Here is a 25,040-nt window from a genome sequence, read left to right on the forward strand (position 1 = left end):
CACCCGCCCCGCCCCCTCCGCCACCGGCGTCGACCTTCCCTGGACGGGCCCGCAGACCGTGGCCCTGCTCAGCGAGTTCTCGCGCAGCGACCTCATGCTGGCGCGGCGCGGCTTCCTCGGGAGCTCGCTGGCCCTCTCCGCGGGCCCGTCCCTCATCGAGCCCATGCAGCGCTGGCTCGTCCCCTCCCCGTCCTCCCCGCTGTCCAGGCCCGAGCCGGACGTCGCCCCCTCCTCGGCGCGCGCCCGCGGCCGGCTCTCCAAGCCGGAGCTGGACCTGCTGGAGACCACCACCGTGATGTTCCGGCAGTGGGACGCCCAGTGCGGCGGCGGGCTGCGCCGCAAGGCCGTCGTCGGGCAGCTCCACGAGGTCACCGACCTCCTCCAGGAGCCGCAGCCCGAGGCCACCACCAAGCGGCTGTTCAAGGTCGCCGCCGAACTCGCCGAGCTGGCGGGCTGGATGTCGTACGACGTGGGGCTCCAGCCCACCGCGCAGAAGTACTTCGTGCTCGCCCTGCACGCCGCCAAGGAGGCCGGCGACCGGCCGCTCGGCTCCTACGTGCTCTCCAACATGAGCCGCCAGATGATCCACCTCGGCCGGCCCGAGGACGCCCTGGAGCTCATCCACCTCGCCCAGTACGGCAGCCGGGACTGCGCGAGCCCCCGCGTCCAGTCCATGCTGTATGCGATGGAGGCCCGCGCCTACGCCAACATGGGCCAGCCCGGCCGCTGCAAGCGCGCCGTCCGCATGGCCGAGGACACCTTCGCCGAGGCCCACGAGTGGGACGAGCCGGACCCCGACTGGATCCGCTTCTTCTCCGAGGCCGAGCTGTACGCGGAGAACAGCCACTCCTTCCGCGACCTCGCCTACGTCGCCGGCCGCAGCCCCACCTACGCCTCGCTCGCCGAGCCGCTGATGCAGCGCGCCGTGGAGCTGTTCGGCCGGGAGGGCGGCGAGCACCAGCGCTCCTACGCCCTCAACCTGATCGGCATGGCCACGGTCCATCTGCTCCAGCGCGAGCCCGAGCAGAGCACGCTTCTCGCCACCGAGGCCATCAAGGCGGCCAAGAAGGTCCGTTCCGAGCGCGTCAACACTCGTATCCGAAAAACCGTCGACACCGCCGTACGCGACTTCGGCGAGCTCGCCGAGGTCGTCGAACTCACCGAGCGGCTCGCGGTCGAGCTGCCCGAGACCGCCCAAGCGGTCTGACCCACCGAGAACCCCTGGACCCCGGCCGGGGCTCACCGCCGTCCACCGAAGATTGCGCCACCATAACGATCGTCGCGCCCCGGATCCGGCGGTTCACCGACCCGTAACACGCCGGGTGCCTTCGTCACGGCGGCGAAACAACGAGGGGCTTCCACCGAAACGGCGCTGCGCCAATCTCATGGCGCACAGCCGGCCCACCCCTCAATCCGCTCAAGGCTTCGCCCGCACGGGGCCGTACCAACGACGAGGAGACGCCGATGGCACCAGCCATCACCCTGGCAGCAGACGCGCCCACGCTGTCCGCCGCCAACACAGGGTTCATGCTCATCTGTACCGCCCTGGTGATGCTCATGACGCCCGGCCTTGCCTTCTTCTACGGAGGCATGGTCCGCGTCAAGAGCACCCTGAACATGCTGATGATGAGCTTCATCAGCCTGGGCATCGTCACCGTCCTGTGGGTGCTCTACGGATTCTCCGTCGCGTTCGGCGACGACAAGGGCAGCCTCGTCGGCTGGAACTCCGACTGGGTGGGGCTCAGCGACATCGGCCTGACGGAACTCTGGGACGGCTACACCATCCCGGTCTTCGTCTTCCTGGTCTTCCAGCTGATGTTCGCCGTCCTCACGCCGGCCCTGATCAGCGGCGCCCTCGCGGACCGCGTGAAGTTCACCGCGTGGGCCCTCTTCATCGCGCTGTGGGCCACCGTCGTCTACTTCCCCGTCGCGCACTGGGTGTGGGGCGCCGGCGGCTGGGCCTTCGAGCTGGGCGTCATCGACTTCGCCGGCGGCACGGCGGTCCACATCAACGCCGGTGCGGCCGCCCTCGGCGTGATCCTGGTCATCGGCAAGCGCATCGGCTTCAAGAAGGACCCGATGCGCCCGCACAGCCTCCCCCTGGTCATGCTCGGCGCGGGGCTCCTGTGGTTCGGCTGGTTCGGCTTCAACGCCGGCTCCTGGCTCGGCAACGACGACGGCGTCGGCGCGCTGATGTTCGTCAACACCCAGGTCGCCACCGGCGCCGCCGTCCTCGGCTGGCTCGCCTACGAGAAAATCCGCCACGGCGCGTTCACCACCCTCGGCGCCGCCTCCGGCGCGGTCTCCGGTCTCGTCGCCATCACCCCCGCCGGCGGCGCGGTCTCCCCGCTCGGCGCCATCGCGATCGGCGTCGTCGCCGGTGTCCTGTGCGCCATGGCCGTCGGCCTCAAGTACAAGTTCGGCTACGACGACTCCCTCGACGTCGTCGGCGTCCACCTCGTCGGCGGCATCCTCGGCTCCCTGCTCATCGGCTTCTTCGCCACCGGCAAGGGCCAGTCCGACGTCGCGGGCCTCTTCTACGGCGGCGGCCTCGACCAGTTCTGGAAGCAGTGCGCCGGTGTCTTCGGCGTCCTCGCCTACTCCCTGGTCGCCTCCGCGGTCCTGGCCCTCCTGATCCACAAGACCATCGGTATGCGAGTCTCCGAGGACGAGGAGGTGGCCGGCATCGACCAGGCCGAGCACGCCGAGACCGCATACGACTTCAGCGGCGCCGGCGGCGGCGCGGCCCGTACGCAGGCCAACGCCCCGATCGCCCCGGCCGAGAGCAAGAAGGTGGACGCATGAAACTCATCACCGCCGTCGTGAAGCCGCACCGGCTCGACGAGATCAAGGAGGCCCTCCAGGCCTTCGGCGTGCACGGTCTGACCGTCACCGAGGCCAGCGGCTACGGCCGCCAGCGCGGCCACACCGAGGTCTACCGCGGCGCCGAGTACACCGTCGACCTGGTGCCCAAGGTCCGCATCGAGGTCCTGGTCGAGGACGACGACGCCGAACAGCTCGTCGACGTCGTGGTCAAGGCCGCCCGCACCGGCAAGATCGGCGACGGCAAGGTGTGGACCATCCCCGTCGAGACGGCCGTGCGGGTCCGGACCGGCGAGCGCGGCCCGGACGCGCTCTGACAGCGGACCCACGGAACAGGAGTCGCCGGGTGACGAGGACGGACATGGACGGTCAGGCAGAGGACTCGCGCCCCGGCGGCTACGCGGCGGCCCGGCTGCGCCTTCTCAACGAGAAGGCGCGGTCCGGGCCGCCGCGCCGTTCCGCCCTCGCCACGCTCACCGACGCATGGCTCGCGGACCTCTTCACGGCCGGCGCCCCCGGAGCCCGCGGTATCGCCCTCGTCGCCGTCGGCGGCTACGGACGCGCGGAACTCTCCCCGCGCAGCGACCTCGACCTGCTGCTGCTCCACGACGGCAGCTCCCCCGAGACCGTCTCCGGGCTCGCCGACCGCCTCTGGTACCCGGTCTGGGACCTCGGCCTCGCCCTCGACCACTCCGTCCGCACCCCCGCGGAGGCCCGCAAGACCGCCGGCGAGGACCTCAAGGTGCAGCTCGGCCTGCTCGACGCCCGGCACATCGCCGGCGACCTCGGCCTCACCACCGCCCTGCGCACCACCGTCCTCGCCGACTGGCGCAACCAGGCCCCCAAGCGGCTGCCCGCCCTGCGGGAGCTGTGCGAGGAACGCGCCGCACGCCACGGCGAACTCCAGTACCTCCTGGAACCCGACCTCAAGGAGGCCCGCGGCGGCCTGCGCGACGCCACCGCCCTGCGCGCGGTGGCCGCCTCCTGGCTCGCCGACGCCCCCCGCGAAGGACTCGCCGAGGCCCGCCGCCGCCTCCTCGACGTCCGCGACGCCCTCCACCTGACCACCGGACGCGCCACCGACCGGCTCGCCCTCCAGGAACAGGACCAGGTCGCCGCCGAACTCGGCCTGCTCGACGCCGACGCCCTGCTCCGCCAGGTCTACGAGTCCGCCCGGGTCATCGCCTACGCCGGCGACGTCACCTGGCGCGAGGTCGGCCGCGTCCTGCGCTCCCGCGCCGTGCGGCCCCGGCTGCGCGCCATGTGGGGCGGAGGGAAACCGGCGCCCGAACGCTCCCCGCTGGCCGAAGGCGTCGTCGAACACGACGGCGAGGTGGTGCTCGCCCGCGCCGCGCGCCCCGACCGCGACCCCGTGCTTGCGCTCCGCGCCGCGGCCGCCGCCGCCCAGGCCGGACTCCCGCTCTCCCTGCACGCCGCACGGCGCATGGCCACCGGGGCGCGCCCCCTGCCCACCCCCTGGCCCGCCGAGGCACGCGAACAGCTCGTGACCCTCCTCGGCTCCGGCCGGCCCACCGTCGACGTCTGGGAGGCGCTGGAGGCCGAGGGCCTGATCAGCCTGCTGCTCCCCGACTGGGACCGGGTCCGCTGCCGCCCCCAGCGCAACGCCGTCCACCTGTGGACCGTCGACCGGCACCTCATCGAGACCGCCGTGCGCGCCTCCGCGTTCACCCGCCGCGTCAGCCGCCCCGACCTGCTGCTCGTCGCCGCCCTGCTGCACGACATCGGCAAGGGCTGGCCCGGCGACCACTCGGTGGCAGGCGAGGTCATCGCCCGGGACGTCGCGGCCCGCATCGGCTTCGACGCCGACGACGTCACCGTGATCGCCACCCTCGTACGCCACCACCTGCTGCTCGTGGAGACCGCCACCCGGCGCGACCTCGACGACCCCGCCACCGTCCGCTCCGTCGCGGAGGCCGTCGGTTCCCCGGGCACGCTGGAGCTGCTGCACGCCCTCACCGAGGCGGACGCCCTCGCCACCGGACCGGCGGCCTGGTCCTCCTGGCGCGCCTCCCTCGTCGCCGACCTGGTCAAGCGGGTCTCCGCCGTGCTGGCCGGCCAGGCTCCGCCCGACCCCGAGGAGGCCGCGCCCACCGCACAGCACGAGCGGCTCGCCCTGGAGGCCGTCGCCACCGGCGCCCCCGTGCTGTCCCTGCGGGCGCAGACCGAGCCGCCCGCGGAACCCTCCGACGACCCGGAACCGCTCGGCGTGGAGCTGCTGATCGCCGTCCCCGACCAGGAGGGCGTGCTGCCCGCCGTGGCCGGCGTGCTCGCCGTGCACCGGCTGACCGTACGCACCGCCGAACTGCGCTCCCTGGACCTCCCCGACGGCGTCGACGGCTCCGTGCTGCTGCTGGACTGGCGGGTCGCCGCCGAGTACGGCTCGCTGCCGCAGGCCGCCCGGCTCCGCGCCGACCTGGTCCGCGCCCTGGACGGCAGCCTCGACATCTCCGGCCGCCTCGCCGAACGGGACGCCGCGTACCCGAGGCGCCGCGGGGTCATCGCCCCGCCCCCGCGGGTGACGGTCGCCCCGGCCGCGTCCCGGCACGCCACGGTGATCGAGGTCCGCGCGCAGGACGCGCCCGGGCTGCTGTTCCGCATCGGGCGGGCGCTGGAGGACGCGGGGATCCGGGTGCGGAGCGCGCACGTGAGCACGCTGGGGGCGAACGCGGTGGACGCGTTCTATGTGACGCAGGAGCGGGGGGTGCCGCTGCCGGGTGAGGAGGCGGTGGCTGTGGCGCGGAAGCTGGAGGAGGCGTTGCGGGGTTAGACGCCTCCCCCGTCGGGGCCGGACGCGTCAGCTCGTCGGGCCGGGGCCCGTCTGCCCGTCCGCGGCGCCGTCGGGGCTGGTCGCGCAGTTCCCCGCGCCCCTGGGGGTGTTGCCCGTTCCGCGTCCGCGGGGCGGCGCCGCTTCCCGCGCCCCTGGGGGGTTGCCCCTTCCGCGTTCCTTCGGTGGCGCCGCCTCCCGTGCCCCCAAGGGGCGTCACCGTTCCGGAGGAGCGGCCGTACCGGGGATCCCGGCAACCCGTGTCGCCGGGATACCCTGGAGGGCAGCTCAGAATCGCCCCCGACCCCGAGGACCGACGCCGCCGTGTTCGATACTCTTTCCGATCGCCTCTCAGCGACTTTCAAGAACCTGCGCGGCAAGGGACGGCTCTCCGAGGCGGACATCGACGCCACCGCGCGCGAGATCCGCATCGCGCTCCTCGAAGCGGACGTGGCCCTGCCGGTCGTCCGCTCGTTCATCAAGAACGTCAAGGAGCGCGCGCTCGGCGCCGAGGTCTCCAAGGCTCTGAACCCCGCCCAACAGGTCCTCAAGATCGTCAACGACGAGCTGGTCCAGATCCTGGGCGGTGAGACCCGCCGCCTCCGCTTCGCCAAGCAGCCCCCGACCGTGATCATGCTCGCGGGTCTGCAGGGTGCCGGTAAGACCACCCTCGCGGGCAAGCTCGGCAAGTGGCTCAAGGACCAGGGCCACTCCCCGCTGCTGGTCGCCGCCGACCTCCAGCGCCCCAACGCCGTCAACCAGCTCAGCGTCGTCGCCGAGCGCGCGGGCGTCGCCGTCTACGCGCCCGAGCCGGGCAACGGCGTCGGCGACCCGGTGAAGGTCGCCAAGGACTCCATCGACCACGCCCGTGCCAAGGTCCACGACATCGTGATCGTGGACACCGCCGGCCGCCTGGGCATCGACCAGGAGATGATGCAGCAGGCCGCGGACATCCGGGACGCGGTCGGTCCGGACGAGATCCTGTTCGTCGTCGACGCCATGATCGGCCAGGACGCCGTCAACACCGCCGAGGCCTTCCGCGACGGCGTCGGCTTCGACGGCGTGGTGCTGTCCAAGCTCGACGGTGACGCACGCGGCGGTGCCGCCCTGTCGATCCGGCAGGTCACCGGCAAGCCGATCATGTTCGCGTCCAACGGTGAGAAGCTCGACGACTTCGACGCCTTCCACCCGGACCGGATGGCCTCCCGCATCCTCGACATGGGTGACCTGCTCACCCTGATCGAGCAGGCGGAGAAGACGTTCAGCCAGGAAGAGGCCGAGCGGATGGCCTCCAAGCTGGCGTCGAAGAAGGGCCAGGACTTCACCCTGGACGACTTCCTCGCCCAGATGGAGCAGGTCCGCAAGATGGGCTCCATCTCCAAGCTGCTCGGCATGCTCCCGGGCATGGGCCAGATCAAGGACCAGATCAACAACCTGGACGAGCGGGACGTCGACCGCACCGCCGCGATCATCAAGTCGATGACCCCGGCCGAGCGCCAGGAGCCGACGATCATCAACGGCTCGCGCCGCGCCCGTATCGCCAAGGGCTCCGGCGTCGAGGTAAGCGCGGTGAAGAACCTGGTCGAGCGGTTCTTCGAGGCGCGGAAGATGATGTCCCGCATGGCGCAGGGCGGCGGCATGCCGGGAATGCCCGGGATGCCGGGCATGGGTGGCGGCCCGGGCCGTACGAAGAAGAAGCAGAAGCAGGCCAAGGGCAAGCAGCGCTCCGGCAACCCGATGAAGCGCAAGCAGCAGGAGCAGGAGGAGGCCGCGCGCCGCGCCGCCGCGGCCGAGGGCGGCAGCGCCTTCGGTCTGCCGCAGCAGGGCGGCAAGGACTTCGAGCTGCCCGACGAGTTCAAGAAGTTCATGGGCTGAGACTCGGGTACGCACGCGGGCCGAGGCCCGTGCACACGCCGCAGGGGCGCTTCCTCCACCGAGGAAGGCGCCCCTGCGGCGTTCTCGCTCGTGCCGTGCGCGTCAGGGCACGCGCGCGACGAGGTACCGGAACACGTTCGGCATCCACACGGTGCCGTCCGCCCGCTGGTACGGATGGAGGGCCTCGGTCAGCTCCTTGTCCACCTGCACCTGGTCGGTGGCGGTGATCGCCGGGTCGAACAGACCCGTCGACTTCAGTCCCCGTACGGCGCTGTCCGCGTCCGCGTAGCCGAACGGGCAGGCCACCCGTCCGGAGCCGTCCGGCCGCAGTCCCGCGCGCTCGGCGACGCCCTCCAGGTCGTCGCGCTCGGTGGGCCGCCAGGCGTCCGCGCCCCGCAGCGGTTCCGCCAGCTTGGCGGCCACCCGCAGCACCGTCGAGGTCGTGCAGCGCTCCGGCGGGCCCCAGCCGGCCAGCACCACGGCCGCACCCCGCCCGGCCAGCGGCAGCGCCTCGGCGAGCAGTTGTCCGAGTCCCTCCGCGTCGCCGGCGAGGCACCCGATCGGTTCGAAGGCGGTCACCACGGTGTAGCCGCCGGTGCGGGCCGCCCCGGCGGGGGAGCCCTGCACGATCCGGGTGTCCTGCTGTGAGCGGGCGTCCCGCTCGTCCGGCAGCAGCCGCTCACGTGCGAGGGCCAGCCGGGCGGACGAGGTGTCCACGCCGGTGACCGCCGCGCCGCGGGAGGCCGCCATCAGCAGGGCCAGCCCCGAGCCGCAGCCGAGACCCAGCAGCCGGGTCGCCGGGCCCACGTCGAGTCGCTCGTACACCGCCTCGTAGAGCGGTACGAGCATCCGCTCCTGGATCTCGGACCAGTCACGCGCGCGTGCCCGCAGGTCCACGCGCGGGGCCGCCCCCGTGCGTGACGGGTGCTGCCGCACGAGCGTAGGTGTCATAGGTAAGCGCCCCAATCAGCCGAGAGTTGCCGCAGTGCCCCGTTTCCTGGCCCCCGTGCAGTGCGCCCGCACACCCCCCGTATGCCAGGTAACTCCGCCCTCGACGTGTCGTCCAGTGGAAGGGGACGGCCGTTTGGTACTTGCTCGTGCCAGTGGCAAGAATTCACATTCCGGTAATCGGGGGCCGCCCGGCCCGCCACGGCCCGGACGTCCACGGGACGGTTCCGGCCAACGGCGGCGGGGCGCGGAAGGGCCGGAACGAGAGGCGGAGTGAGGGGCGGTGCGCGGTGCCGGGGACGGACCCGGTAGGTTCGGCCGTCACGGCGTTCCGGGTGAACCGGGCGCCGCCTCCCGTCGCGAGGGCGGCCGAAAGGGCTCTTGCGCCTCCGGGAGACGCACGCGCACCGGCGCATGGAGACCAGGCGCACGCGGGGGCGTACGTCAGCCTACGCACCACCTTGCGGTGAGCTGCGAGGCTCCTCCGCAGATCAGCGCACCCGTGGTCGTCAGGATGCATCAGCGGCAACTGACGGGTACGTGCAAATTATTTGGGATGCCCCGGAATCGGAACACAGAGGCCCCCAGGCTCGTTGTCATTACGTGAGCACGACACAGACACCACCTGTTCTCGCCGCAGAGCTGGCACAGGCGTGGGCCGACATTCAGCGGTACCACCCCGAACTGCCCGATCTTGCCGCGCCCGAGTCCCTGATCGGGGAGTCGTCGTCCGCGTGCGGGCACGAACTCTCCTTCGAGCGACTGCTGCACGAGGCAGTCCACGGCATCGCCGCCGCGCGCGGCGTGCGCGACACGTCCCGAGCCGGGCGGTACCACAACCGCAGGTTCCTGGCCATCGCCGAGGAGCTGGGCCTGGACCACCCCGAGGAGCCGCACCCGAGCAGCGGCTTCTCGCTGGTCACGCTCACCCCCGAGGCGAAGCGCCGCTACCGCCCGACGACGGAGCGTCTCCAGCGTGCCCTCAAGGCCCACACGGCGGCGACCGCGGGCGACACCGCCCGGAGCTTCCGCGGGCCGGCCGCGCGGCACGGCTCGTCCGGCGGCGGCGTGCGCGTGAAGGCGGTCTGCGACTGCGGCCGCAACGTGCGCGTCGTCCCGTCCGTGCTGGCGCAGGCGCCGATCGTCTGCGGCGGCTGCGGAAAGCCGTTCCGGATCCCGGACGTCGTCGCGGCGAGCTGAGGCCCCGGCACCTCGTGGGTGCCGGGGCCCCAGCCCCGCGGACAACCGGGCGCACCCGACGCGAACAGCACCATGCGCCGGGTGCCGCTTCGTCGTGCCTCCGTGCCCTCACCCCGCGGCCGTCCGGCCCCCCGGGGTGTGGCACAATGGTCAGCTGTACTCGACAGCCGCACAGGACCCCTCTCTCCTCCGGCTGACGCGTCCATCGGGCACTCGGGTACCGCAACCCCACGCGGCCTTCCCGCCGTGCCCAACCACGTCAAATCCAGGAGAACCCACTCCCGTGGCAGTCAAGATCAAGCTGAAGCGTCTGGGCAAGATCCGTTCGCCTCACTACCGCATCGTCGTCGCCGACTCCCGTACCCGCCGTGACGGCCGGGCCATCGAGGAGATCGGCAAGTACCACCCGACGTACAACCCGTCGGTGATCGAGGTCGACGCCGATCGCGTGGCGTACTGGCTCTCCGTCGGCGCCCAGCCGACCGAGCCCGTGCTCGCCATCCTGAAGAAGACCGGCGACTGGCAGAAGTTCAAGGGCGAGCCCGCCCCGGCGCCTCTGCTGCAGCAGCCCGAGAAGCCCGCCCGCCCGTCCTTCGAGGCGATCGGCGGCGACGACGAGGGCAAGGGTGAGGCGATCACCCAGAAGAAGAAGGCTGAGAAGAAGGACGAGGCCACCGCTGAGTCCGCGTCGACCGAGGCCTGAGCATGCTCGAGGAGGCTCTCGAGCACCTCGTGAAGGGCATCGTCGACAACCCTGACGATGTGCAGGTCGCCTCGCGCAACCTGCGCCGCGGGCGTGTGCTCGAGGTCCGGGTCCACCCGGACGACCTCGGCAAGGTGATCGGCCGCAACGGCCGCACCGCACGCGCTCTGCGCACCGTCGTGGGCGCCATCGGCGGCCGCGGTGTCCGTGTCGACCTCGTCGACGTGGACCACGTCCGCTGACGCCGTTAAGCAGCACCGGCTCGGGCCGGGGAGGGCCACAGGGCCGTCCCCGGCCCGCAGTCGTACATCAGTGATGCCGCAGGCACACGACAGGAGAACGAACACCGTGCAGCTGGTAGTCGCGCGCATCGGCCGCGCCCACGGCATCAAGGGCGAGGTCACCGTCGAGGTCCGCACCGACGAGCCCGAGCTGAGGCTCGGCCCCGGCGCCGTGCTGGCCACCGACCCGGCCTCCGCCGGGCCGCTCACCATCGCCACCGGCCGGGTGCACAGCGGCCGCCTGCTGCTGCGCTTCGAGGGCGTCCACGACCGCACCGGCGCCGAGGCACTGCGCAACACTCTCCTGATCGCCGACGTCGACCCCGAGGAACTCCCCGAAGGCGAGGACGAGTACTACGACCACCAGCTGATCGACCTCGACGTCGTCACCGAGGACGGCGAGCCGGTCGGCCGCATCACCGAGATCTCCCACCTGCCCACCCAGGACCTCTTCGTCGTCGAACGCCCGGACGGCACCGAGGTGTTCGTGCCGTTCGTCGAGGAGATCGTCACCGAGATCGACCTCGAGGAGCAGCGCGCGGTCATCGACCCGCCGCCCGGTCTGATCGACGACCGCGCCGAGGTCGCCTCGTCCCGCGACGCCGACGGGACCGGGGACGCCGCCGAGACCGGGGACGACGCCTGATGCGGCTCGACGTCGTCACCATCTTCCCCGAGTACCTCGACCCGCTGAACGTCTCCCTGGTCGGCAAGGCGCGCACCCGCGGACAGCTCGACGTGCACGTCCACGACCTGCGTGACTGGACCTACGACCGGCACAACACCGTCGACGACACCCCGTACGGCGGCGGCCCCGGCATGGTCATGAAGACCGAGCCGTGGGGGGACGCGCTGGACTCGGTCCTCGCCGACGGGTACGAGCACGGCTCGCACGAGCCCGCCCTGATCGTCCCCACCCCGAGCGGCCGCCCCTTCACCCAGGAACTCGCCGTCCAGCTCTCCGAACGGCCCTGGCTGATCTTCACCCCGGCCCGCTACGAGGGCATCGACCGCCGCGTCGTCGACGAGTACGCCACCCGCATGCCGGTGTACGAGGTGTCCATCGGCGACTACGTCCTGGCCGGCGGCGAGGCCGCCGTCCTCGTCGTAACCGAGGCGGTGGCGCGGCTCCTCCCGGGCGTCCTCGGCAACGCCGAGTCGCACCGCGACGACTCCTTCGCCCCCGGCGCCATGGCGAACCTGCTGGAGGGCCCCGTCTACACCAAGCCGCCCGCCTGGCGCGGCCGGGACATCCCGGACGTGCTGCTCAGCGGCCACCACGGGAAGATCGCCCGCTGGCGGCGCGACGAGGCGCTGCGGCGGACCACCCTGCACCGCCCCGACCTCATCGAGCGCTGTGATCCCAAGGCGTTCGACAAGAAGGACCGCGAGATGCTGTCCATCCTCGGCTGGGAACCGGACCCCGCGGGGGAGCCGTACGGCCGATTTTGGCGCAGGACCGACGGCGTGGAAGAATAGGCCGCTGTTGTGCGCCGTCCGGCGAGCGCCCCTGCCGCAGGGGGACACGACGCCCGCCCCGCACCGCACAGCCCGATCCGATCCCTAGTGCCGTTGATGACCTGCGGCATCAGCGAAGAAAGCAGACGACATGTCTCACCTGCTCGACTCCGTCGACACCGCGTCGCTCCGCAGCGACGTCCCGGACTTCCGTCCCGGCGACACCGTCAACGTCCACGTGCGCGTCATCGAGGGCAACCGCTCCCGTGTGCAGCAGTTCAAGGGCGTGGTGATCCGCCGCCAGGGTTCCGGCGTCCGCGAGACCTTCACGGTCCGCAAGGTCTCCTTCTCCGTCGGCGTCGAGCGCACCTTCCCGGTGCACACCCCGATCGTGGAGAAGATCGAACTCGTCACCAAGGGTGACGTGCGCCGCGCCAAGCTGTACTACCTCCGTGAGCTCCGCGGCAAGGCGGCGAAGATCAAGGAGAAGCGCGAGAACTGAGCGCTTTACCGGCGTCATATCGCGGCCGGATAGCATCTGGCCCCGATGGACACCGAAGCACAGCCGACGGAGCGCGACCGCTCCCTCCCCCCGCACCCCGAGCACCCCTCGGGCACGCCGGGTCCGGAGGGGCGGTCGCGTTCCGCGTTGGTGTCGCGCATCATGGACCGGCTGCCGGGCGGGCGGGTCACGGCGACCCTGCTGCTCTGCCTGCTGTTCCTGCTGGCGGTCAACCTGTTCGTGGCGCGGCCCTTCGAGATCCCGAGCGGATCCATGGAGAAGGGTTTGAGGGTCGGGGACCGCGTTCTCGTAAACAAGTTGGCATACGCCTTCGGCGACGGGCCGGCCCGCGGCGACGTGATTGTGTTCGACGGCACCGGGTATTTCGGTGACGCCGACTACATCAAACGGGTTGTGGGGGTGGGCGGGGACCATGTCGTCTGCTGTGACGGGGAGGGGAGGATCCGGGTGAACGGCCGGTCGGTCGACGAGTCGGGCTTCCTGTTCCCCGGCGACAGCCCCTCCACGGTGCCCTTCGACGTGATCGTGCCCGAAGGGCGGCTGTTCGTCCTCGGCGACCACCGCGCCGACTCCAGCGACTCACGCGACCGACTCGGATCCCCCGGCGGCGGCATGGTGCCCGTCGGCAAGGTCGTCGGACGCGCGGAAGGCGTCGTGTGGCCGTTCGGCCGCGCCGGCCGCCTGGACCCCACGGACGCGTACACGCGAGTGCCGGCCCAGGAGACGTCCGGGCACGCGGCCGCCCCGGCGGGAGGCGGTCATGGGTAACCGTGGCAAGCCCCGCGGCGTGCCGGCGAGCGCCGCCGAGAACCTGCTGCCCACCGGGGCCCGCCGGGCCATCTCCCCCTCGTCCGGCCGCACCCGCGCCGAACGGCGCAAACTCCAGCGCAAGGTCAAACGCCGCCGCAGGCGCAGCGCCGTCAAGGAGATCCCCCTCCTCATCGGCGTCGCCGTCCTGATCGCCCTGGTGCTCAAGACGTTCCTCGTGCAGGCGTTCGTCATCCCGTCCGGCTCCATGGAGCAGACGATCCAGATCGGCGACCGCGTCCTCGTCGACAAACTCACCCCCTGGTTCGGCTCCAAGCCGCAGCGCGGGGACGTCGTCGTGTTCAAGGACCCCGGCGGCTGGCTCCAGGACGAGCGGACCACGGTGAAGAAGGAGGACCCGGTCGGCATCAAGCAGATCAAGGAGGGCCTCACCTTCATCGGCCTGCTGCCGTCGGAGAACGAGAAGGACCTGATCAAGCGGGTCGTGGGCGTCGGCGGCGACCGCGTCCAGTGCTGCGACGCCCAGGGCCGCGTCACCGTCAACGGCGTCCCCCTGAACGAGGACTACCTCTTCCCCGGCAACGCCCCCTCGCTGACGCCCTTCGATGTCACCGTGCCCGAGGGCCGCCTGTGGGTCATGGGCGACCACCGCGCGAACTCCGCGGACTCCCGCTCCCACCAGGACACCGACTACGGCGGCACCGTCTCCGAGGACGAGGTGGTGGGCCGCGCCATGGTCATCGCCTGGCCGCTCGGCCACTGGAACACGCTCGACGAACCCACGACGTACGCCTCCGTGTCCGACTCGGCGCCGGGGTCGATCGCCGGCGCCCCGTCGTCGCATAGGGTTGCCCCGGACGATCCCGGTCAACCCGAAGAGATGGTCCAGCTCCCGAGCCCTGCGGAACTCCCGCTCGTTATGGGAGTGGTGGGCCTGCGCCGGGCATGGCGCGGGCGGCGGCAGAGAGTGAGGAGTCGGCGTGGGGGATGTGGCGGTAGGCGCACGGTCCGGTCAGGGTGGCGAGGAGCCCCGCGGAGGCTCCGCGGGGCCGGACGCCCCGGGCGCGGGCCACGCCGCGTTCTCCGGGAGTGACGAGCGTGCGGTCGAGGACGGCGGAGTGAACGAGGACGGGACGCGCACCGGAGGCCAGGAGCCGGACGGTACGGACAAGGACCGGCCGAAGAAGCAGCAGCGCTCCTTCTGGAAGGAGCTGCCGATCCTCATCGGCATCGCGCTCGTCCTGGCGCTGCTGATCAAGACGTTCCTCGTCCAGGCGTTCTCGATCCCCTCCGACTCCATGCAGAACACCCTCCAGCAGGGTGACCGGGTCCTGGTCGACAAGCTGACCCCGTGGTTCGGCTCCGAGCCCGAGCGCGGCGAGGTCGTCGTCTTCCACGACCCCGACAACTGGCTGGCCGGCGAGCCCACGCCCGACCCCAACGCCCTCCAGAAGGTCCTCAGCTGGATCGGCCTGATGCCGTCCGCGGAGGAGAAGGACCTGATCAAGCGGGTCATCGGCGTCGGCGGCGACACGATCGAGTGCAAGGGCACCGGCCCGCTGAAGGTCAACGGCAAGGCGCTCAACGAGCCGTACGTCTACCCGGGCAACACCCCGTGCAGCCAGGACGACCAGGGCGGCCAGTTCAAGGTGAAGGTCCCCGAGGGCCACATCTGGGTCATGGGCGACCACCGGCAGAACTCCCGCGACTCCCGCTACAACACGGCCGACAAGAACCAGGGCTTCGTCCCCGTCGACAAGGTCGTCGGCCGCGCCGTCGTCATCGCCTGGCCGGTCAACCGCTGGACCAACCTGCCCGTCCCGGACACCTTCGACCAGCCCGGCCTGAACACGCAGACGCAGAACGCGGCCGCCCTGACGGCCGCCCCGCCCGCCGTCGCGCTGGCCGGCGCGGTGCCGTTCGTGCTGTGGCGCCGCCGCCGCTCCTGACAGCGGGGCGCGCGGAGGGCTGACCCGCCCGGGTACCGCCGGGTAGGGTGCCGCCCATGAGTGGTCAGAGCACGACGCGTACGGTCCCGGGCAGCGGCGGTCCCGGCACGGCACGGACCGGCCGGACCGGTCAGGTGCTGTCCAACGTGGCCGTCGGGCTCGGGCTGGTGCTGTTCCTCGGCGGATTCGTCTGGGGAGCGCTGCTCTACCGGCCCTACACCGTGCCGACCACCTCCATGGCCCCGACCATCGACGCCGGCGAGCGGGTGCTCGCGGAGCGCGTCGACGGCGGCGACGTCCGCCGCGGCGACGTCGTCGTCTTCCGGGACGCGACCTGGTCGAACGCCCCCATGGTGAAGCGGGTCGTCGCCGTCGGCGGCGACACCGTCTCCTGCTGCGAGGACGGCAAGCTCACGGTCAACGGCAAGGAGATCGACGAACCGTATCTCCCCGACGACCCGATGGCACGCTCCGCCGTCTTCCCCGAGGTGACCGTGCCCAAGGGCCGCCTGTTCCTGCTCGGCGACGAGCGCTCCGGATCGGTCGACTCCACCGCCCACCTGACCGACGCGGCCAGCGGCACCGTCTCCCGCGACGCCGTCCAGGGCCGCGTGGACGCCGTCGTCTGGCCGATGGACGGCATGCTTCCCAAGCCCGCCGGCTTCCAGGCCCTCGGCCCCCTCTCCACCCCGGGACCGCTGTCCGGCGTGCTCGCGGCGGTGGCCGGCGGCGCGGTACTGGTGCTGGCCGGAGCCGCCTACGGGCCGCTGGCCAAGCGCGCGGCCGCCTCACGGGCCCGGAGCGCTGCGGGGAACACCGGGGGCCCCGGAAGCACCGGTGGCACGGGGAGCTCCGGTGGGCAGGGGAGCTCCGGTGGCCGCTGAGCCCGTCCCCGCGGCGCCCGACACCTACGAAGGCGGGCTGCGCAGGGTCGCCCGGGTGGTGCTGCTCGACCCGCGCGACCGCATCCTGCTGCTCCACGGCCACGAACCGGACGACCCCGGCACCGACTGGTGGTTCACGCCCGGCGGCGGCGTCGAGGGCGACGAGACCCGTGAACAGGCCGCCCTCAGGGAACTCGCCGAGGAAACCGGCATCACCGACGCCGACCTCGGCCCCGTGCTGTGGCGGCGCCGCTGCTCCTTCCCGTTCGCGGGCCGCCAGTGGGACCAGGACGAGTGGTACTACCTGGCCCGTACGACGCAGACGGCCACGGCGGCGACGGCCCTGACCGAGCTGGAACGGCGCAGCGTCGCCGGAGCTCGCTGGTGGACCTGCGAGGAACTGCTCCACGCCCGTGAGACGGTGTATCCGACCAAGCTCGCCGGGCTGCTGCGGACACTGCTCGACGAAGGCCCCCCGGCCGCGCCCGTGACCCTGGACACCGAAATCGTCCGGTGACTCCCGGGACTGGCGCACAATGGTGGGATCGCACGGCTAAAGGGGAACATGCCATGAGCGCCGAGGACCTCGAGAAGTACGAGACCGAGATGGAGCTGAAGCTCTACCGGGAGTACCGCGATGTCGTCGGGCTGTTCAAATACGTGATCGAGACCGAGCGGCGCTTCTACCTCACCAACGACTACGAGATGCAGGTCCACTCGGTCCAGGGTGAGGTGTTCTTCGAGGTGTCGATGGCGGACGCCTGGGTCTGGGACATGTACCGGCCGGCCCGCTTCGTGAAGCAGGTACGGGTACTCACGTTCAAGGACGTGAACATCGAGGAGCTCAACAAGAGCGATCTGGAGCTGCCGAGCGGCTGAGCTCACCTCACCCGTGTGAGTGGCCGAGTTGTCCACAGCCACCGGGTTGTGCACGTGACCCGGCGAGGTTCCCCGTGCATGCGTGACGGTTGGCGCCGGAGGTGGTGCCGACATGGACGCACGGCAGGACACACAGGCAGTACACGGCGGCGGCGGGCAGACCCGCGGCGCCCTCGGCAGATACGGGGAGACACTGGCCGCGCGGCGGCTCACCCAGTCCGGGATGACGGTGCTCGCGCGCAACTGGCGCGCCGGCAGGACCGGCGAGATCGACATCGTGGCGCGGGACGGCGACACCCTCGTCGTCTGCGAGGTGAAGACCCGCCGCGCCGGGACCTTCCAGCACCCGATGGCGGCGATCACCCCGGCCAAGGCGGGCCGGCTGCGCCGGCTGGCGGAACGCTGGCTCCAGGAACACGGGGGAGCACCGCCCGGCGGCGTCCGCATCGACCTGGTCGGCGTGCTGCTGCCGCAGCGCGGCGCGCCCGTCGTCGAGCACGTCAGGGGGGTGGCCTGACATGGGATTCGCCCGAACGTGCTCGGTGACCCTCGTCGGCGTCGAGGGCGTGGTCGTCGAGGTGCAGGCCGACCTGGAGCCGGGAGTCGCCGCGTTCACCCTGGTGGGGCTGCCGGACAAGAGCCTGACGGAGAGCCGGGACCGGGTCAGGGCCGCCGTGGTCAACTCCGGCGGCGAGTGGCCGCAGAAGAAACTCACGGTGGGACTGAGCCCGGCATCGGTGCCCAAAGCCGGCAGCGGTTTCGATCTCGCCGTCGCATGCAGTGTGCTCGGCGCCGCCGAGCGGATCGACCCCCGGGTCCTGTCCGACATCGTCATGATCGGCGAGCTGGGGCTGGACGGCCGCGTGCGCCCCGTACGCGGCATCCTGCCGGCCGTGCTGGCCGCGGCCGACGCCGGCTTCGAGCAGGTGGTGGTGCCCGAAAGCGCCGCCGCCGAGGCCGCCCTCGTACCCGGCGTGTCCGTGCTCGGCGTGCGCAGCCTGCGCCAGCTCGTCGCGGTCCTCACCGACGAACCGGTGCCCGACGAGGAACCGGAGGACCAGGAGCGGCCCGATCCCCTGATGGCGGGGCTGCGCGACCTCGGCGGGGGAGTCAGCACCGGCATGAGCGGCGGCCCCGGCCGCTGCGACCAGGGCCACGACCTCGCCGACGTCGTCGGCCAGCACGCGGCACGCACGGCGGTCGAGGTGGCCGCGGCGGGCGGACACCACCTGTTCCTCGAAGGTCCGCCCGGCGCGGGCAAGACGATGCTCGCGGAACGGCTGCCGTCCATCCTGCCGCCGCTGGACCGCCAGGCATCCCTGGAAGTGACGGCCGTGCACTCGGTGGCGGGCCTGCTGCCGCCCGGCCGTCCGCTGATCGACACCGCGCCCTACTGCGCTCCGCACCACTCGGCCACCATGCAGGCCCTCGTGGGCGGCGGCCCGGGGACGGCCCGGCCGGGAGCGGTCTCCCTGTCCCACCGAGGCGTGTTGTTCCTGGACAGCACGTGTAAAACAGGTGCGCCCCACCAGGGGCGCGGGCACGGAACGGCCCCGGTACCTCGCGGTAGGTACCGGGGCCGTTCGGCCTCGCCGTGCCGCACGGGGGAGACGGCGACGGCGGGCCCTTCCCGCTACGGGCGCCGTCGGCGCTGCTGCCCGGAGCGGGGGCGAGGACGCACGCGGGGGCGCGCGTGCGTCACGGATGGCTCGACACGGGGACGTCGACGGCCGGCGGCGACCAGGACGACGCGTCGTCCTCCGCGGCTTCCGGGCATGGGTCGGTGTGCGCCCGGGTGATCATGTCCGGCCCACTGTTCGTCGGCACGGCGACCCGTTCGGTTCTCTGCCCGGGGCGCAGGGTCCCGAGGCAGAACGGGCAACGGCGTGCGGCCATGGCTCGGCCCTCCGGGGATCATCGGTTGCGAATGGACGTTGCGCCCATGTAGGCGCGGCCGGTGGCGACGACGCGGGTGAGGTACGCCTCGACGGCGTCGGGGCCCGCTCCGGGCGGCACGGGGTCGAGGCCGATCGTCAGGCATACGGGCCCGCCGGCCGCGACGTGCCGGCACCACTCGACGCCGGGGGCCGGTAGGCGCAGGAAGAACCGCGGGTGTCCGTAGTCGAGGGCGACATACGGCCCGCGCACGACCAGGCGGTCGCCGATGCTCGGCACGCGGTCGGCGGCCGGCTGTAGGCGCATGGCGTCGACCATGCCCAGTAGGCCGGTCTCGACGGTCTCGGCGGTCTCTCCGGGGCGCCGCGGGGGCGCGTGGCCGATCAGGACGTGTGCGACCGGTACGTCGAGGGCGCCGCGGTGTAGCCACGTCGACACAGTGCAGCCGGCGGCGAAACCAGGGCCGGGCACTGCCCGGAACGCGAGAGGGCCGGTCATCGGTCTACCTCCACCCATACGGACTTTCCGAACGGCCGGTCGTCGACGTCCCATCGGGCGGCGAGGGCGTCGACGATGTGCAGTCCGCGACCGCGGGCGCGCTCCCCCGATTCGTTGCGCATGCGGGGGCGTCGGCGGACGGGGTCGCGCACCTCGACGCGCACGCGGTCGGCGGTCGTGAGGATGGCGACGGCGACGGCGTCGCCCGGTTCCGTGCCGTATCGGACCGCGTTGGTCACCAGTTCGGAGACGACGAGTAGGACGTCGTCGAGGCGGTCGTCGTCGACGGGTGGGTCGTCCTGGCCCAACACCTCGCGCACGTACGCGCGTGCCTGGCCGGGCGCCTCCGGGCCCGTGGGGAAGATGGCTTGTGCCGGGGGTCCGGCCGGGGGGTCGCAGCACAGCCGAACGTCGTTCGGCGGCATGTGCACCATGCGGAATGTCCCTTCGTGCGTCTGCCCGGCCCGCACGGCGGGCGGCGGGAAGTTGACGCGGCTCACGACTCGCCGTCCCGAAGCACTGACGCCCACACGTGCGGTTCGCCCGTGGCGTCGCTGCTGCCCCACGCTGCGGCCTGCTCGACGACGGCGAGCAGGGCCTCGTATGCGTCGGCGTCCGCCGGCGCCGGTACCGAAACGCGCACGTGGGCGCCGTGGTCGCTCACGGTGGCCGAGGCGCGGCTCGCCTGCTCCATGGCGGAGCGCAGATCGGCGAGGGGTAAACGGGCAGGCATGACGGGTCCTCCGGACTCTGTGAGGAGAGCCGAACTCATCTCGAAGAGTACGCGGGCAGTCCGTAGTCTGTCAGGTGCGTCACTGTCGAAACTCCCTCTTTGGAGGTCCCACGTGGTGGACCCGGCGCCGTACCTCGTGATTGCCGAGGAACTACGCGGGCGGATCGTTGGCGGGGAGTTCACGCCCGGTGATCGGCTGCCCTCGGTTGCTGAGCTGGGCCGGGCCCACGGGGTGTCGCCCTCGGTGGGCGCGCGGGCGTATGCCGTCCTGGTCGAGGATGGTCTCGTGATCTCGCGGCACGGTGCCGGGCACTACGTGCGCGGTCCGGAGTCGCCGGACGTGTTGGTGCGTCGGTCGAGGCCGCGGGCGGAGGATTCGCCGTTTGCGCAGGGTGCCGCGGAACAGGGCGCGGTCGGGTCGTGGCGGCACGAAACGACGACGGCCGTTGCCGATGCTGCGGTCGCGGCGCGGTTGGAGATCCGCGAGGGCGACCCGGTGATGCGGACGGATTACGTGTACCTGGCCGACGGTGCGCCGGTGCAGCTCGCCACGTCGTGGGAGCCGACGGCGATCACGGGGTCGTCGCTGATCGTGCTTCCCGAGGCGGGCCCGTATGCGGGCGTGGGCGTGGCGGCGCGTATGCGGGTGATCGGGATTGACGTCGGCGAGGCGGTCGAGCGGGTGCGGGCGCGCAGTGCGACGCGGGCCGAGGCGTCGGCGCTGGGCGTCAATCACGGGGCGCCGGTCCTGTTCGTCGAGCGCACCTACTACGACCAGAGCAACGGGCGAGCCGGCGCGCATCCGTTGGGCGAGGACGCGCACGCGCTCGACGGCGGCGAGGGCGGCGCCCTGTCGGGTCTTCCAGTCGCGGGCGAGGTCGACGGCCTGCCGGTGTTCGACGGGGTCGGCGTCGACGGCGGCCCATACGGCGGTTGCCGGTACGGCGTCGAGGCGGCCGACCAGGTCGAGGACGCGGTCGACGGCGGCGCGCTGCACGGCGGCGCGGCGGTCGGCCTCCTTGGCGCGCTCCTCGGCCTGGTCGCGGTCGCGCTCGGCCTCGACGATCGCGGCCTCTGCTGCGGCGAGCTGGGCGCGGACGCGGTCGAGGGCCTGTGTCGTGCCGGCCATGGCGCGGCGGTTCTCGTCGGCGACGCGTTGTTCTTCGCGTACGTGCTCGGCGAGTAGGGCGACCTCGGCGCGGCTGAGGACGCCCCGGTGCGCGCGGGCGAGCAGGACGTCGACGACGGCCCGCCGGTCGGCGCGGTCGCGGTGGCGTCCCTCCGGGGGGCGGTTGTACGGGCGGCGGGTCATGCGGGCGGCTGCTCCTGGTCCTGGTGCTCGTTGTGGTGGACGCGGCCGGGCTCGCCGGACAGGGCCCACACGATCAGGCGGGCCCCGACGGCGAGCAGGACGACGGCGACGGCGAGGTTCGCCGCGACGGCCTCGGCGTGGGTCACGGCTTGGCCTGCTCGCGCTCGGCGGCCTCGGCGAGGGCCTGCTCGTCGGCGAGGCCGTCGGCGTAGGCGGTGACGATCTTCCGGGCGCCCTCGTAGCCGGTGAGCAGGCCGCGGGACGACCGGTTGAGTCCGAACCGGGTCCGGGTGTCGCGGTAGTGCGCCTCGACCAGGGCGGCGACCTGTCGGGCGTGCGCGGTGAGCAGGATTCGGGCGGCGGCGAGGGCCTGCTCGGGGTTCCGCGGCGCGGTGGTGTCGAGCAGGACGTCGCGGAGCGTGGCGAGGACGGGGTCGCGGTCGTCGGCGTTGAAGTCGAGGGCGGCGCGCACGTCGTCGGCGGTGAGCGGGTCGGCCTCGGCGAGGGCCTGGTCGTCGACGGTGGGGGCGTCGTGCACGGGGCACGGGTGGCCGGTGGCGACGGCGGTGTCGCATCGGCCGGCCGGTCCGGCGAGGGCGTCGGCGAGCTGGCGCAGGATGTTCGAGGCGGCCGGGCGCGGGAGGTTGCACGCGACCTCGGCCGGGCCGTCGTTCGGGACGGCGACGATCAGGCGGTGCGTGTCGAGTGAGGCGACGGCGACGGCGTCGGGAATGCGGGTCATGGTGGGGTCGCTCCTGTTGTCAGTGGTGGGCGGTATACGCGCGCACGCCCGCGCATGGCGGGCCTGCGTCCGGTCGCGGCGAGGGGCCTAGAAGGGGGGTTCGTCGCTGTAGGGGCGCTGCGGTGCCTGCTGGGCCCACGGGTCGCCGTGGGGGGCTCCCTGGGGCTGCTGGTGGGCCTGCTGGCCGTATCCCTGGGGGCGCTGCTGGCCGGTGGCCTTGGTGACGTCGGCGGTCGCGTTGCGCAGGGACGGGGCGACCTCTTCGGCCTCGACCTCGTACGACGACCGCTTGTTGCCCTCGCTGTCCTCGTACTGGCGTTGCTTCAGTCGGCCGACGACGATCACGCGGTCGCCGCGGTGGATGGACTGGGCGACGTGCTCGGCCTGCTGGCGCCATACGGACACGCCGAGGAACAGGGTGTCGCCGTCCTTCCACTCGTTGGACTGGCGGTCGAACGTGCGGGGCGTCGAGGCGACGCGGAAGTTCGTCACGGCGGCGCCGGACGGGGTGAATCGCAACTCGGGGTCGGCAACGACGTTTCCGATCAGGGTGATCGGGGTCTCTCCAGCCATTACGCGGCGGTCCTCTCCGGGGTGTGGTGGGTGGTGATGGTGGCGACGTGGGCGAGCTGGGGCTCGCGGGTGCGGCGGGCCCGGGTGCGGGCGCACGCGCGGCACTTGCGCATCCCGTTGGGGTGCGACGGGGGGTAGCTCACGTGGACGTTGGCCGGGTCGGTGAGGTCGTGCCCGTGCTTGCACTTCGTGCGGCGGGCGTTGACGGCCGAGGGGCCGGTCGAGCGGAGCACGTTGGTTCGGTGGTCGACGGCGTCGAGGTGGTCGTCGGCGACGCATCGGCGGACGGCGCACAGGTGGTCGAGTTCGAGGCCGGCCGGTATGGGCCCGCGCTTCTGCTCGAACGCCCATCGGTGGGCGGGGACGACTCGGCCGTCGACCCAAAATCGGCCGTATCCGTCGCGGTCGAGGGACGTCTCGGGCCACAACAGGCACGGGGTGTCGGGGGTGTTGGGGCCGGTGGGGATGGGCCCGGGGGTCGTCTTGGCGGCGAACCGTTCGGCCGGGGTGCTGCGTGCCATCGGGGACGTACCTCCGGGGGATGTGCGGCGGCCTACTGGATGTGCTGTCGAGACAGAAAGATTTCTACCGAGATAGAAAGTTAGCAGGTAGGGGGGCGCCCTGTCGTGGGGCGTGCGCCCCCCTGTCCTGCGGGGTTACGCGGCCTGGTCGAGGGGGGCGATCGTCCACCCGTGGTCGCGCAACTCGGCCACGATGCGGGCGACGACGTCCTCGGCCTGGTCCTGCTCGCGCTGAGCGTCCTCGACGACGGCCCGGACGACGGCGAGGGCGGCGGGCGGCGGGTTCACCGCTGCGCCCCGGTGATGTGCCGGGCCCGCTGCCGGTTCTCGGGCCGGACGATCGCCGGCGGCGACATGAGGGCGCGGGCGTCGCGGGTGGCCTCGACGGCGAGGCGCCGGCGGCGCTCCTCGGCGGCGGCGCGGTCGCGCTCGGCGGCCTCGGCGGCGCGGCGCGCGGCCTCGGCGCGGGCCTCCATCCATGCGAGCCACGACCGGTGGCGGTCGTCGTCGCCGGGCCGGTAGTCGTCCGGGGTCCGCGGGTGCCCGGCGACGGCGAGGGCCTGCTCGGCCTCGGCCTCGGCGAGCAGGGCGGCGCCGTTCACCTCCTCGACGGTGCGCCACCTGTCCCACCCGGCGTGTTCCTGGAAGATCACGTATGCGCCCTTGGCGACCAGGTCGCGGAACACCTTCCGGGCCCGCTTGCGGTCCGACGTGCGGACGACGACCGGGTCGTCGGGGCGGTGGTCCCACGATGCCTCGACGCGCCACTGAGTGACGTTCTTCGTGCGGTCGCGGGGGACGGCCCGCCGGCGGTGGGTGCGCTGCTGCTTCGGGGTGGGGCTCATGCTGCGGTCTCCTGCTCGCGGTGGGCGTGGTGGGCCTGGGCGTCCTCGACGCGGCACGGGTGCGGTGCCTTCTTGGCGCGGTAACCGATGGCGTCGTTGCCGGGGTTGATGCGGCGGGCGCGGCACGGCTGGCCGACGGTCGCCCCGCACCAGGTGCACTCGACGTCGAGGGGGTCGGGGAGGTTGGCGGCGGCGAGGCGTTCGCGCTGGGCGCGGTGCGGCCGGTACTGGGCGAGCTGGTCGCGCACGGTCTTGGGCACGTAGTCGCCCAGCTCGGCGAGGCGGCGCGCGGCGGCGGCGTCGCGCTCGGCCCGGAGCGGGCTCGGACGGCCTTCGAGGGCGTGCTGAGGGGCCGGGGGGAGCGCTCCGACGGCGACGGCCTGCCGGGTGCCGCGGAGTGCGGCGCGGTAGGCGGCGACGTTGTCCGGGTCGACGGCCGGGGCCGGGTCCCAGTGACGGCCGACGACGTCGCGGCGGTAGGTCTCCCACGGGGCGCCGATGTCCGACGGCTTGATCGGGTACGGCGAGGTTGCGATGTGCCGGGCGGCCACCCGCGAGGCGTCCCACGACCGCTCGGGGCCGTCGGGGTGCTGGGCGGTCGCGGGGACGTGGTCGAGCAGGGTTGCCCACTGGTCGAGGCGTTCGCCGGCGGCGGCGTGGTCCTGGGGGGCGCGGCCGGGGTCGAGGCGGTCGACGTAGGCGAGCAGGGCGGCAATCTCGCGGCGGTTCATGGGGATCACTGCTCCTCGGCGAGTAGATCGGCGTAGAGGCTCGCGGCCTGGGCGGCGCGGCCGGGACGGGCGGCGGACGGGAACGGGACGACGTTCGAGCCGGCGGGCGAGGC

The 25,040-nt window shown here is 72.7% G+C and carries 30 protein-coding genes and 1 pseudogene; 20 read left to right on the forward strand and 11 right to left on the reverse strand.

All coding sequences use genetic code 11. The features are described from left to right. The 5 genes from CCN29_RS24295 to ffh all read left to right on the forward strand — a co-directional run. Positions 1-1,207 (forward strand): NsdA family TPR-like regulatory protein (locus CCN29_RS24295; protein ID WP_107481730.1); only part of this gene is annotated, 1,207 nt, incomplete at its 5' end. Between the two features lie 257 nt (positions 1,208-1,464). Continuing rightward, positions 1,465-2,805: an ammonium transporter gene (locus tag CCN29_RS24300; RefSeq protein ID WP_006130454.1), complete on the forward strand. Its 1,341-nt coding sequence runs from the start codon at positions 1,465-1,467 to the stop codon at positions 2,803-2,805. After that, complete coding sequence (locus CCN29_RS24305) at positions 2,802-3,140, forward strand: P-II family nitrogen regulator (protein WP_006130453.1); 339 nt, start codon at positions 2,802-2,804, stop codon at positions 3,138-3,140. Before CCN29_RS24300 ends, CCN29_RS24305 begins: the two co-directional genes overlap by 4 nt. A gap of 44 nt (positions 3,141-3,184) precedes the next feature. Further along, positions 3,185-5,611: a [protein-PII] uridylyltransferase gene (locus tag CCN29_RS24310; protein WP_278191975.1), complete on the forward strand. Its 2,427-nt coding sequence runs from the start codon at positions 3,185-3,187 to the stop codon at positions 5,609-5,611. 321 nt (positions 5,612-5,932) lie between these two features. After that, positions 5,933-7,483: a signal recognition particle protein gene (gene ffh / locus CCN29_RS24315; RefSeq protein ID WP_006130451.1), complete on the forward strand. Its 1,551-nt coding sequence runs from the start codon at positions 5,933-5,935 to the stop codon at positions 7,481-7,483. Positions 7,484-7,585: 102 nt separating this feature from the next. Here the strand turns inward: ffh and CCN29_RS24320 are convergent, their stop codons facing one another. Continuing rightward, on the reverse strand, positions 7,586-8,434 hold the full coding sequence (locus tag CCN29_RS24320; RefSeq protein WP_031065312.1) for a methyltransferase domain-containing protein: 849 nt from the start codon (positions 8,432-8,434) through the stop codon (positions 7,586-7,588). Between the two features lie 600 nt (positions 8,435-9,034). Here CCN29_RS24320 and CCN29_RS24325 point away from each other — a divergent pair. The 14 genes and pseudogenes from CCN29_RS24325 to CCN29_RS24390 form a co-directional block, all read left to right on the forward strand. Further along, positions 9,035-9,631 (forward strand): hypothetical protein, encoded by a 597-nt coding sequence (locus CCN29_RS24325; RefSeq protein ID WP_006130449.1) that lies wholly within the window; start codon positions 9,035-9,037, stop codon positions 9,629-9,631. Positions 9,632-9,914: 283 nt separating this feature from the next. Continuing rightward, positions 9,915-10,334: a 30S ribosomal protein S16 gene (rpsP, locus tag CCN29_RS24330; RefSeq protein ID WP_006130448.1), complete on the forward strand. Its 420-nt coding sequence runs from the start codon at positions 9,915-9,917 to the stop codon at positions 10,332-10,334. 2 nt (positions 10,335-10,336) lie between these two features. After that, the gene (locus tag CCN29_RS24335) at positions 10,337-10,576 is read left to right on the forward strand and encodes an RNA-binding protein (protein ID WP_003973401.1); all 240 of its coding nucleotides are present in this window, start codon (positions 10,337-10,339) and stop codon (positions 10,574-10,576) included. 106 nt (positions 10,577-10,682) lie between these two features. Beyond that, complete coding sequence (rimM, locus tag CCN29_RS24340) at positions 10,683-11,261, forward strand: ribosome maturation factor RimM (RefSeq protein WP_031065309.1); 579 nt, start codon at positions 10,683-10,685, stop codon at positions 11,259-11,261. Further along, on the forward strand, positions 11,261-12,094 hold the full coding sequence (gene trmD / locus CCN29_RS24345; RefSeq protein ID WP_031023303.1) for a tRNA (guanosine(37)-N1)-methyltransferase TrmD: 834 nt from the start codon (positions 11,261-11,263) through the stop codon (positions 12,092-12,094). The genes rimM and trmD overlap by 1 nt, the downstream gene beginning before the upstream one ends. A 130-nt stretch (positions 12,095-12,224) precedes the next feature. After that, positions 12,225-12,575 carry a 50S ribosomal protein L19 gene (gene rplS / locus CCN29_RS24350; protein ID WP_006130445.1) on the forward strand — a complete coding sequence of 117 codons (351 nt, stop codon included), beginning with the start codon at positions 12,225-12,227 and terminating at the stop codon, positions 12,573-12,575. Between the two features lie 45 nt (positions 12,576-12,620). After that, positions 12,621-13,364: a signal peptidase I gene (gene lepB / locus CCN29_RS24355; RefSeq protein ID WP_086684471.1), complete on the forward strand. Its 744-nt coding sequence runs from the start codon at positions 12,621-12,623 to the stop codon at positions 13,362-13,364. After that, on the forward strand, positions 13,357-14,457 hold the full coding sequence (gene lepB / locus CCN29_RS24360; protein ID WP_006130443.1) for a signal peptidase I: 1,101 nt from the start codon (positions 13,357-13,359) through the stop codon (positions 14,455-14,457). Before lepB (CCN29_RS24355) ends, lepB (CCN29_RS24360) begins: the two co-directional genes overlap by 8 nt. After that, positions 14,345-15,313 (forward strand): signal peptidase I, encoded by a 969-nt coding sequence (lepB, locus tag CCN29_RS24365; protein WP_037817695.1) that lies wholly within the window; start codon positions 14,345-14,347, stop codon positions 15,311-15,313. Before lepB (CCN29_RS24360) ends, lepB (CCN29_RS24365) begins: the two co-directional genes overlap by 113 nt. Before the next feature lie 56 nt (positions 15,314-15,369). Then, entirely contained in the window at positions 15,370-16,197 is an 828-nt protein-coding gene (gene lepB, locus CCN29_RS24370; RefSeq protein ID WP_086684474.1) for a signal peptidase I, read from the forward strand. After that, positions 16,187-16,714, forward strand: coding sequence for an NUDIX hydrolase (locus CCN29_RS24375; protein WP_006130440.1), 528 nt, complete (start codon positions 16,187-16,189; stop codon positions 16,712-16,714). Before lepB (CCN29_RS24370) ends, CCN29_RS24375 begins: the two co-directional genes overlap by 11 nt. A gap of 53 nt (positions 16,715-16,767) precedes the next feature. Then, positions 16,768-17,076, forward strand: coding sequence for a DUF2469 domain-containing protein (locus CCN29_RS24380; RefSeq protein WP_003993268.1), 309 nt, complete (start codon positions 16,768-16,770; stop codon positions 17,074-17,076). A 112-nt stretch (positions 17,077-17,188) separates the two neighbouring features. Beyond that, a complete protein-coding gene (locus CCN29_RS24385; RefSeq protein ID WP_086684477.1) occupies positions 17,189-17,593 on the forward strand; it encodes a YraN family protein in 405 nt (134 codons plus the stop codon). A gap of 1 nt (position 17,594) precedes the next feature. Beyond that, positions 17,595-18,584, forward strand: a pseudogene (locus CCN29_RS24390) (YifB family Mg chelatase-like AAA ATPase); the annotation flags it as partial. Positions 18,585-18,990: 406 nt separating this feature from the next. Here CCN29_RS24390 and CCN29_RS24395 read toward each other — a convergent pair. From CCN29_RS24395 to CCN29_RS24405, 3 genes are read right to left on the reverse strand one after another with little or no spacing between them, the layout of a single operon-like run. Beyond that, positions 18,991-19,470: a hypothetical protein gene (locus CCN29_RS24395; RefSeq protein WP_236586756.1), complete on the reverse strand. Its 480-nt coding sequence runs from the start codon at positions 19,468-19,470 to the stop codon at positions 18,991-18,993. Next, positions 19,467-19,970, reverse strand: a complete 504-nt coding sequence (locus CCN29_RS24400) for an ATP-binding protein (RefSeq protein ID WP_442538471.1) — start codon at positions 19,968-19,970, stop codon at positions 19,467-19,469. The genes CCN29_RS24395 and CCN29_RS24400 overlap by 4 nt, the downstream gene beginning before the upstream one ends. Beyond that, positions 19,967-20,203, reverse strand: a complete 237-nt coding sequence (locus CCN29_RS24405) for a hypothetical protein (protein ID WP_075986238.1) — start codon at positions 20,201-20,203, stop codon at positions 19,967-19,969. Before CCN29_RS24405 ends, CCN29_RS24400 begins: the two co-directional genes overlap by 4 nt. Before the next feature lie 112 nt (positions 20,204-20,315). Between CCN29_RS24405 and CCN29_RS36175 the strand changes: the two genes are divergently transcribed. After that, the gene (locus CCN29_RS36175) at positions 20,316-21,389 is read left to right on the forward strand and encodes a GntR family transcriptional regulator (protein ID WP_442538472.1); all 1,074 of its coding nucleotides are present in this window, start codon (positions 20,316-20,318) and stop codon (positions 21,387-21,389) included. A 122-nt stretch (positions 21,390-21,511) separates the two neighbouring features. On the opposite strand, the gene CCN29_RS36180 is transcribed toward CCN29_RS36175, so the two are convergent. The 7 genes from CCN29_RS36180 to CCN29_RS24435 form a co-directional block, all read right to left on the reverse strand. Beyond that, positions 21,512-21,661, reverse strand: coding sequence for a hypothetical protein (locus tag CCN29_RS36180; protein ID WP_159103024.1), 150 nt, complete (start codon positions 21,659-21,661; stop codon positions 21,512-21,514). Beyond that, on the reverse strand, positions 21,658-22,257 hold the full coding sequence (locus CCN29_RS24415; protein WP_075986207.1) for a hypothetical protein: 600 nt from the start codon (positions 22,255-22,257) through the stop codon (positions 21,658-21,660). Before CCN29_RS24415 ends, CCN29_RS36180 begins: the two co-directional genes overlap by 4 nt. Before the next feature lie 87 nt (positions 22,258-22,344). After that, on the reverse strand, positions 22,345-22,830 hold the full coding sequence (locus tag CCN29_RS24420) for a single-stranded DNA-binding protein (RefSeq protein ID WP_075986206.1): 486 nt from the start codon (positions 22,828-22,830) through the stop codon (positions 22,345-22,347). Next, entirely contained in the window at positions 22,830-23,351 is a 522-nt protein-coding gene (locus CCN29_RS24425; RefSeq protein WP_075986205.1) for an HNH endonuclease signature motif containing protein, read from the reverse strand. The genes CCN29_RS24420 and CCN29_RS24425 overlap by 1 nt, the downstream gene beginning before the upstream one ends. Before the next feature lie 135 nt (positions 23,352-23,486). Then, a complete protein-coding gene (locus CCN29_RS36185; RefSeq protein ID WP_159103023.1) occupies positions 23,487-23,639 on the reverse strand; it encodes a hypothetical protein in 153 nt (50 codons plus the stop codon). Then, positions 23,636-24,196: a hypothetical protein gene (locus CCN29_RS24430; protein ID WP_075986204.1), complete on the reverse strand. Its 561-nt coding sequence runs from the start codon at positions 24,194-24,196 to the stop codon at positions 23,636-23,638. The genes CCN29_RS36185 and CCN29_RS24430 overlap by 4 nt, the downstream gene beginning before the upstream one ends. Beyond that, a complete protein-coding gene (locus tag CCN29_RS24435; RefSeq protein ID WP_086684480.1) occupies positions 24,193-24,927 on the reverse strand; it encodes a zinc finger domain-containing protein in 735 nt (244 codons plus the stop codon). The genes CCN29_RS24430 and CCN29_RS24435 overlap by 4 nt, the downstream gene beginning before the upstream one ends. Positions 24,928-25,040: the final 113 nt, after the last annotated feature.

The sequence above is a fragment of the Streptomyces pseudogriseolus genome, assembly GCA_002154585.1.
Classification (GTDB): Bacteria; Actinomycetota; Actinomycetes; order Streptomycetales; family Streptomycetaceae; genus Streptomyces; species Streptomyces pseudogriseolus.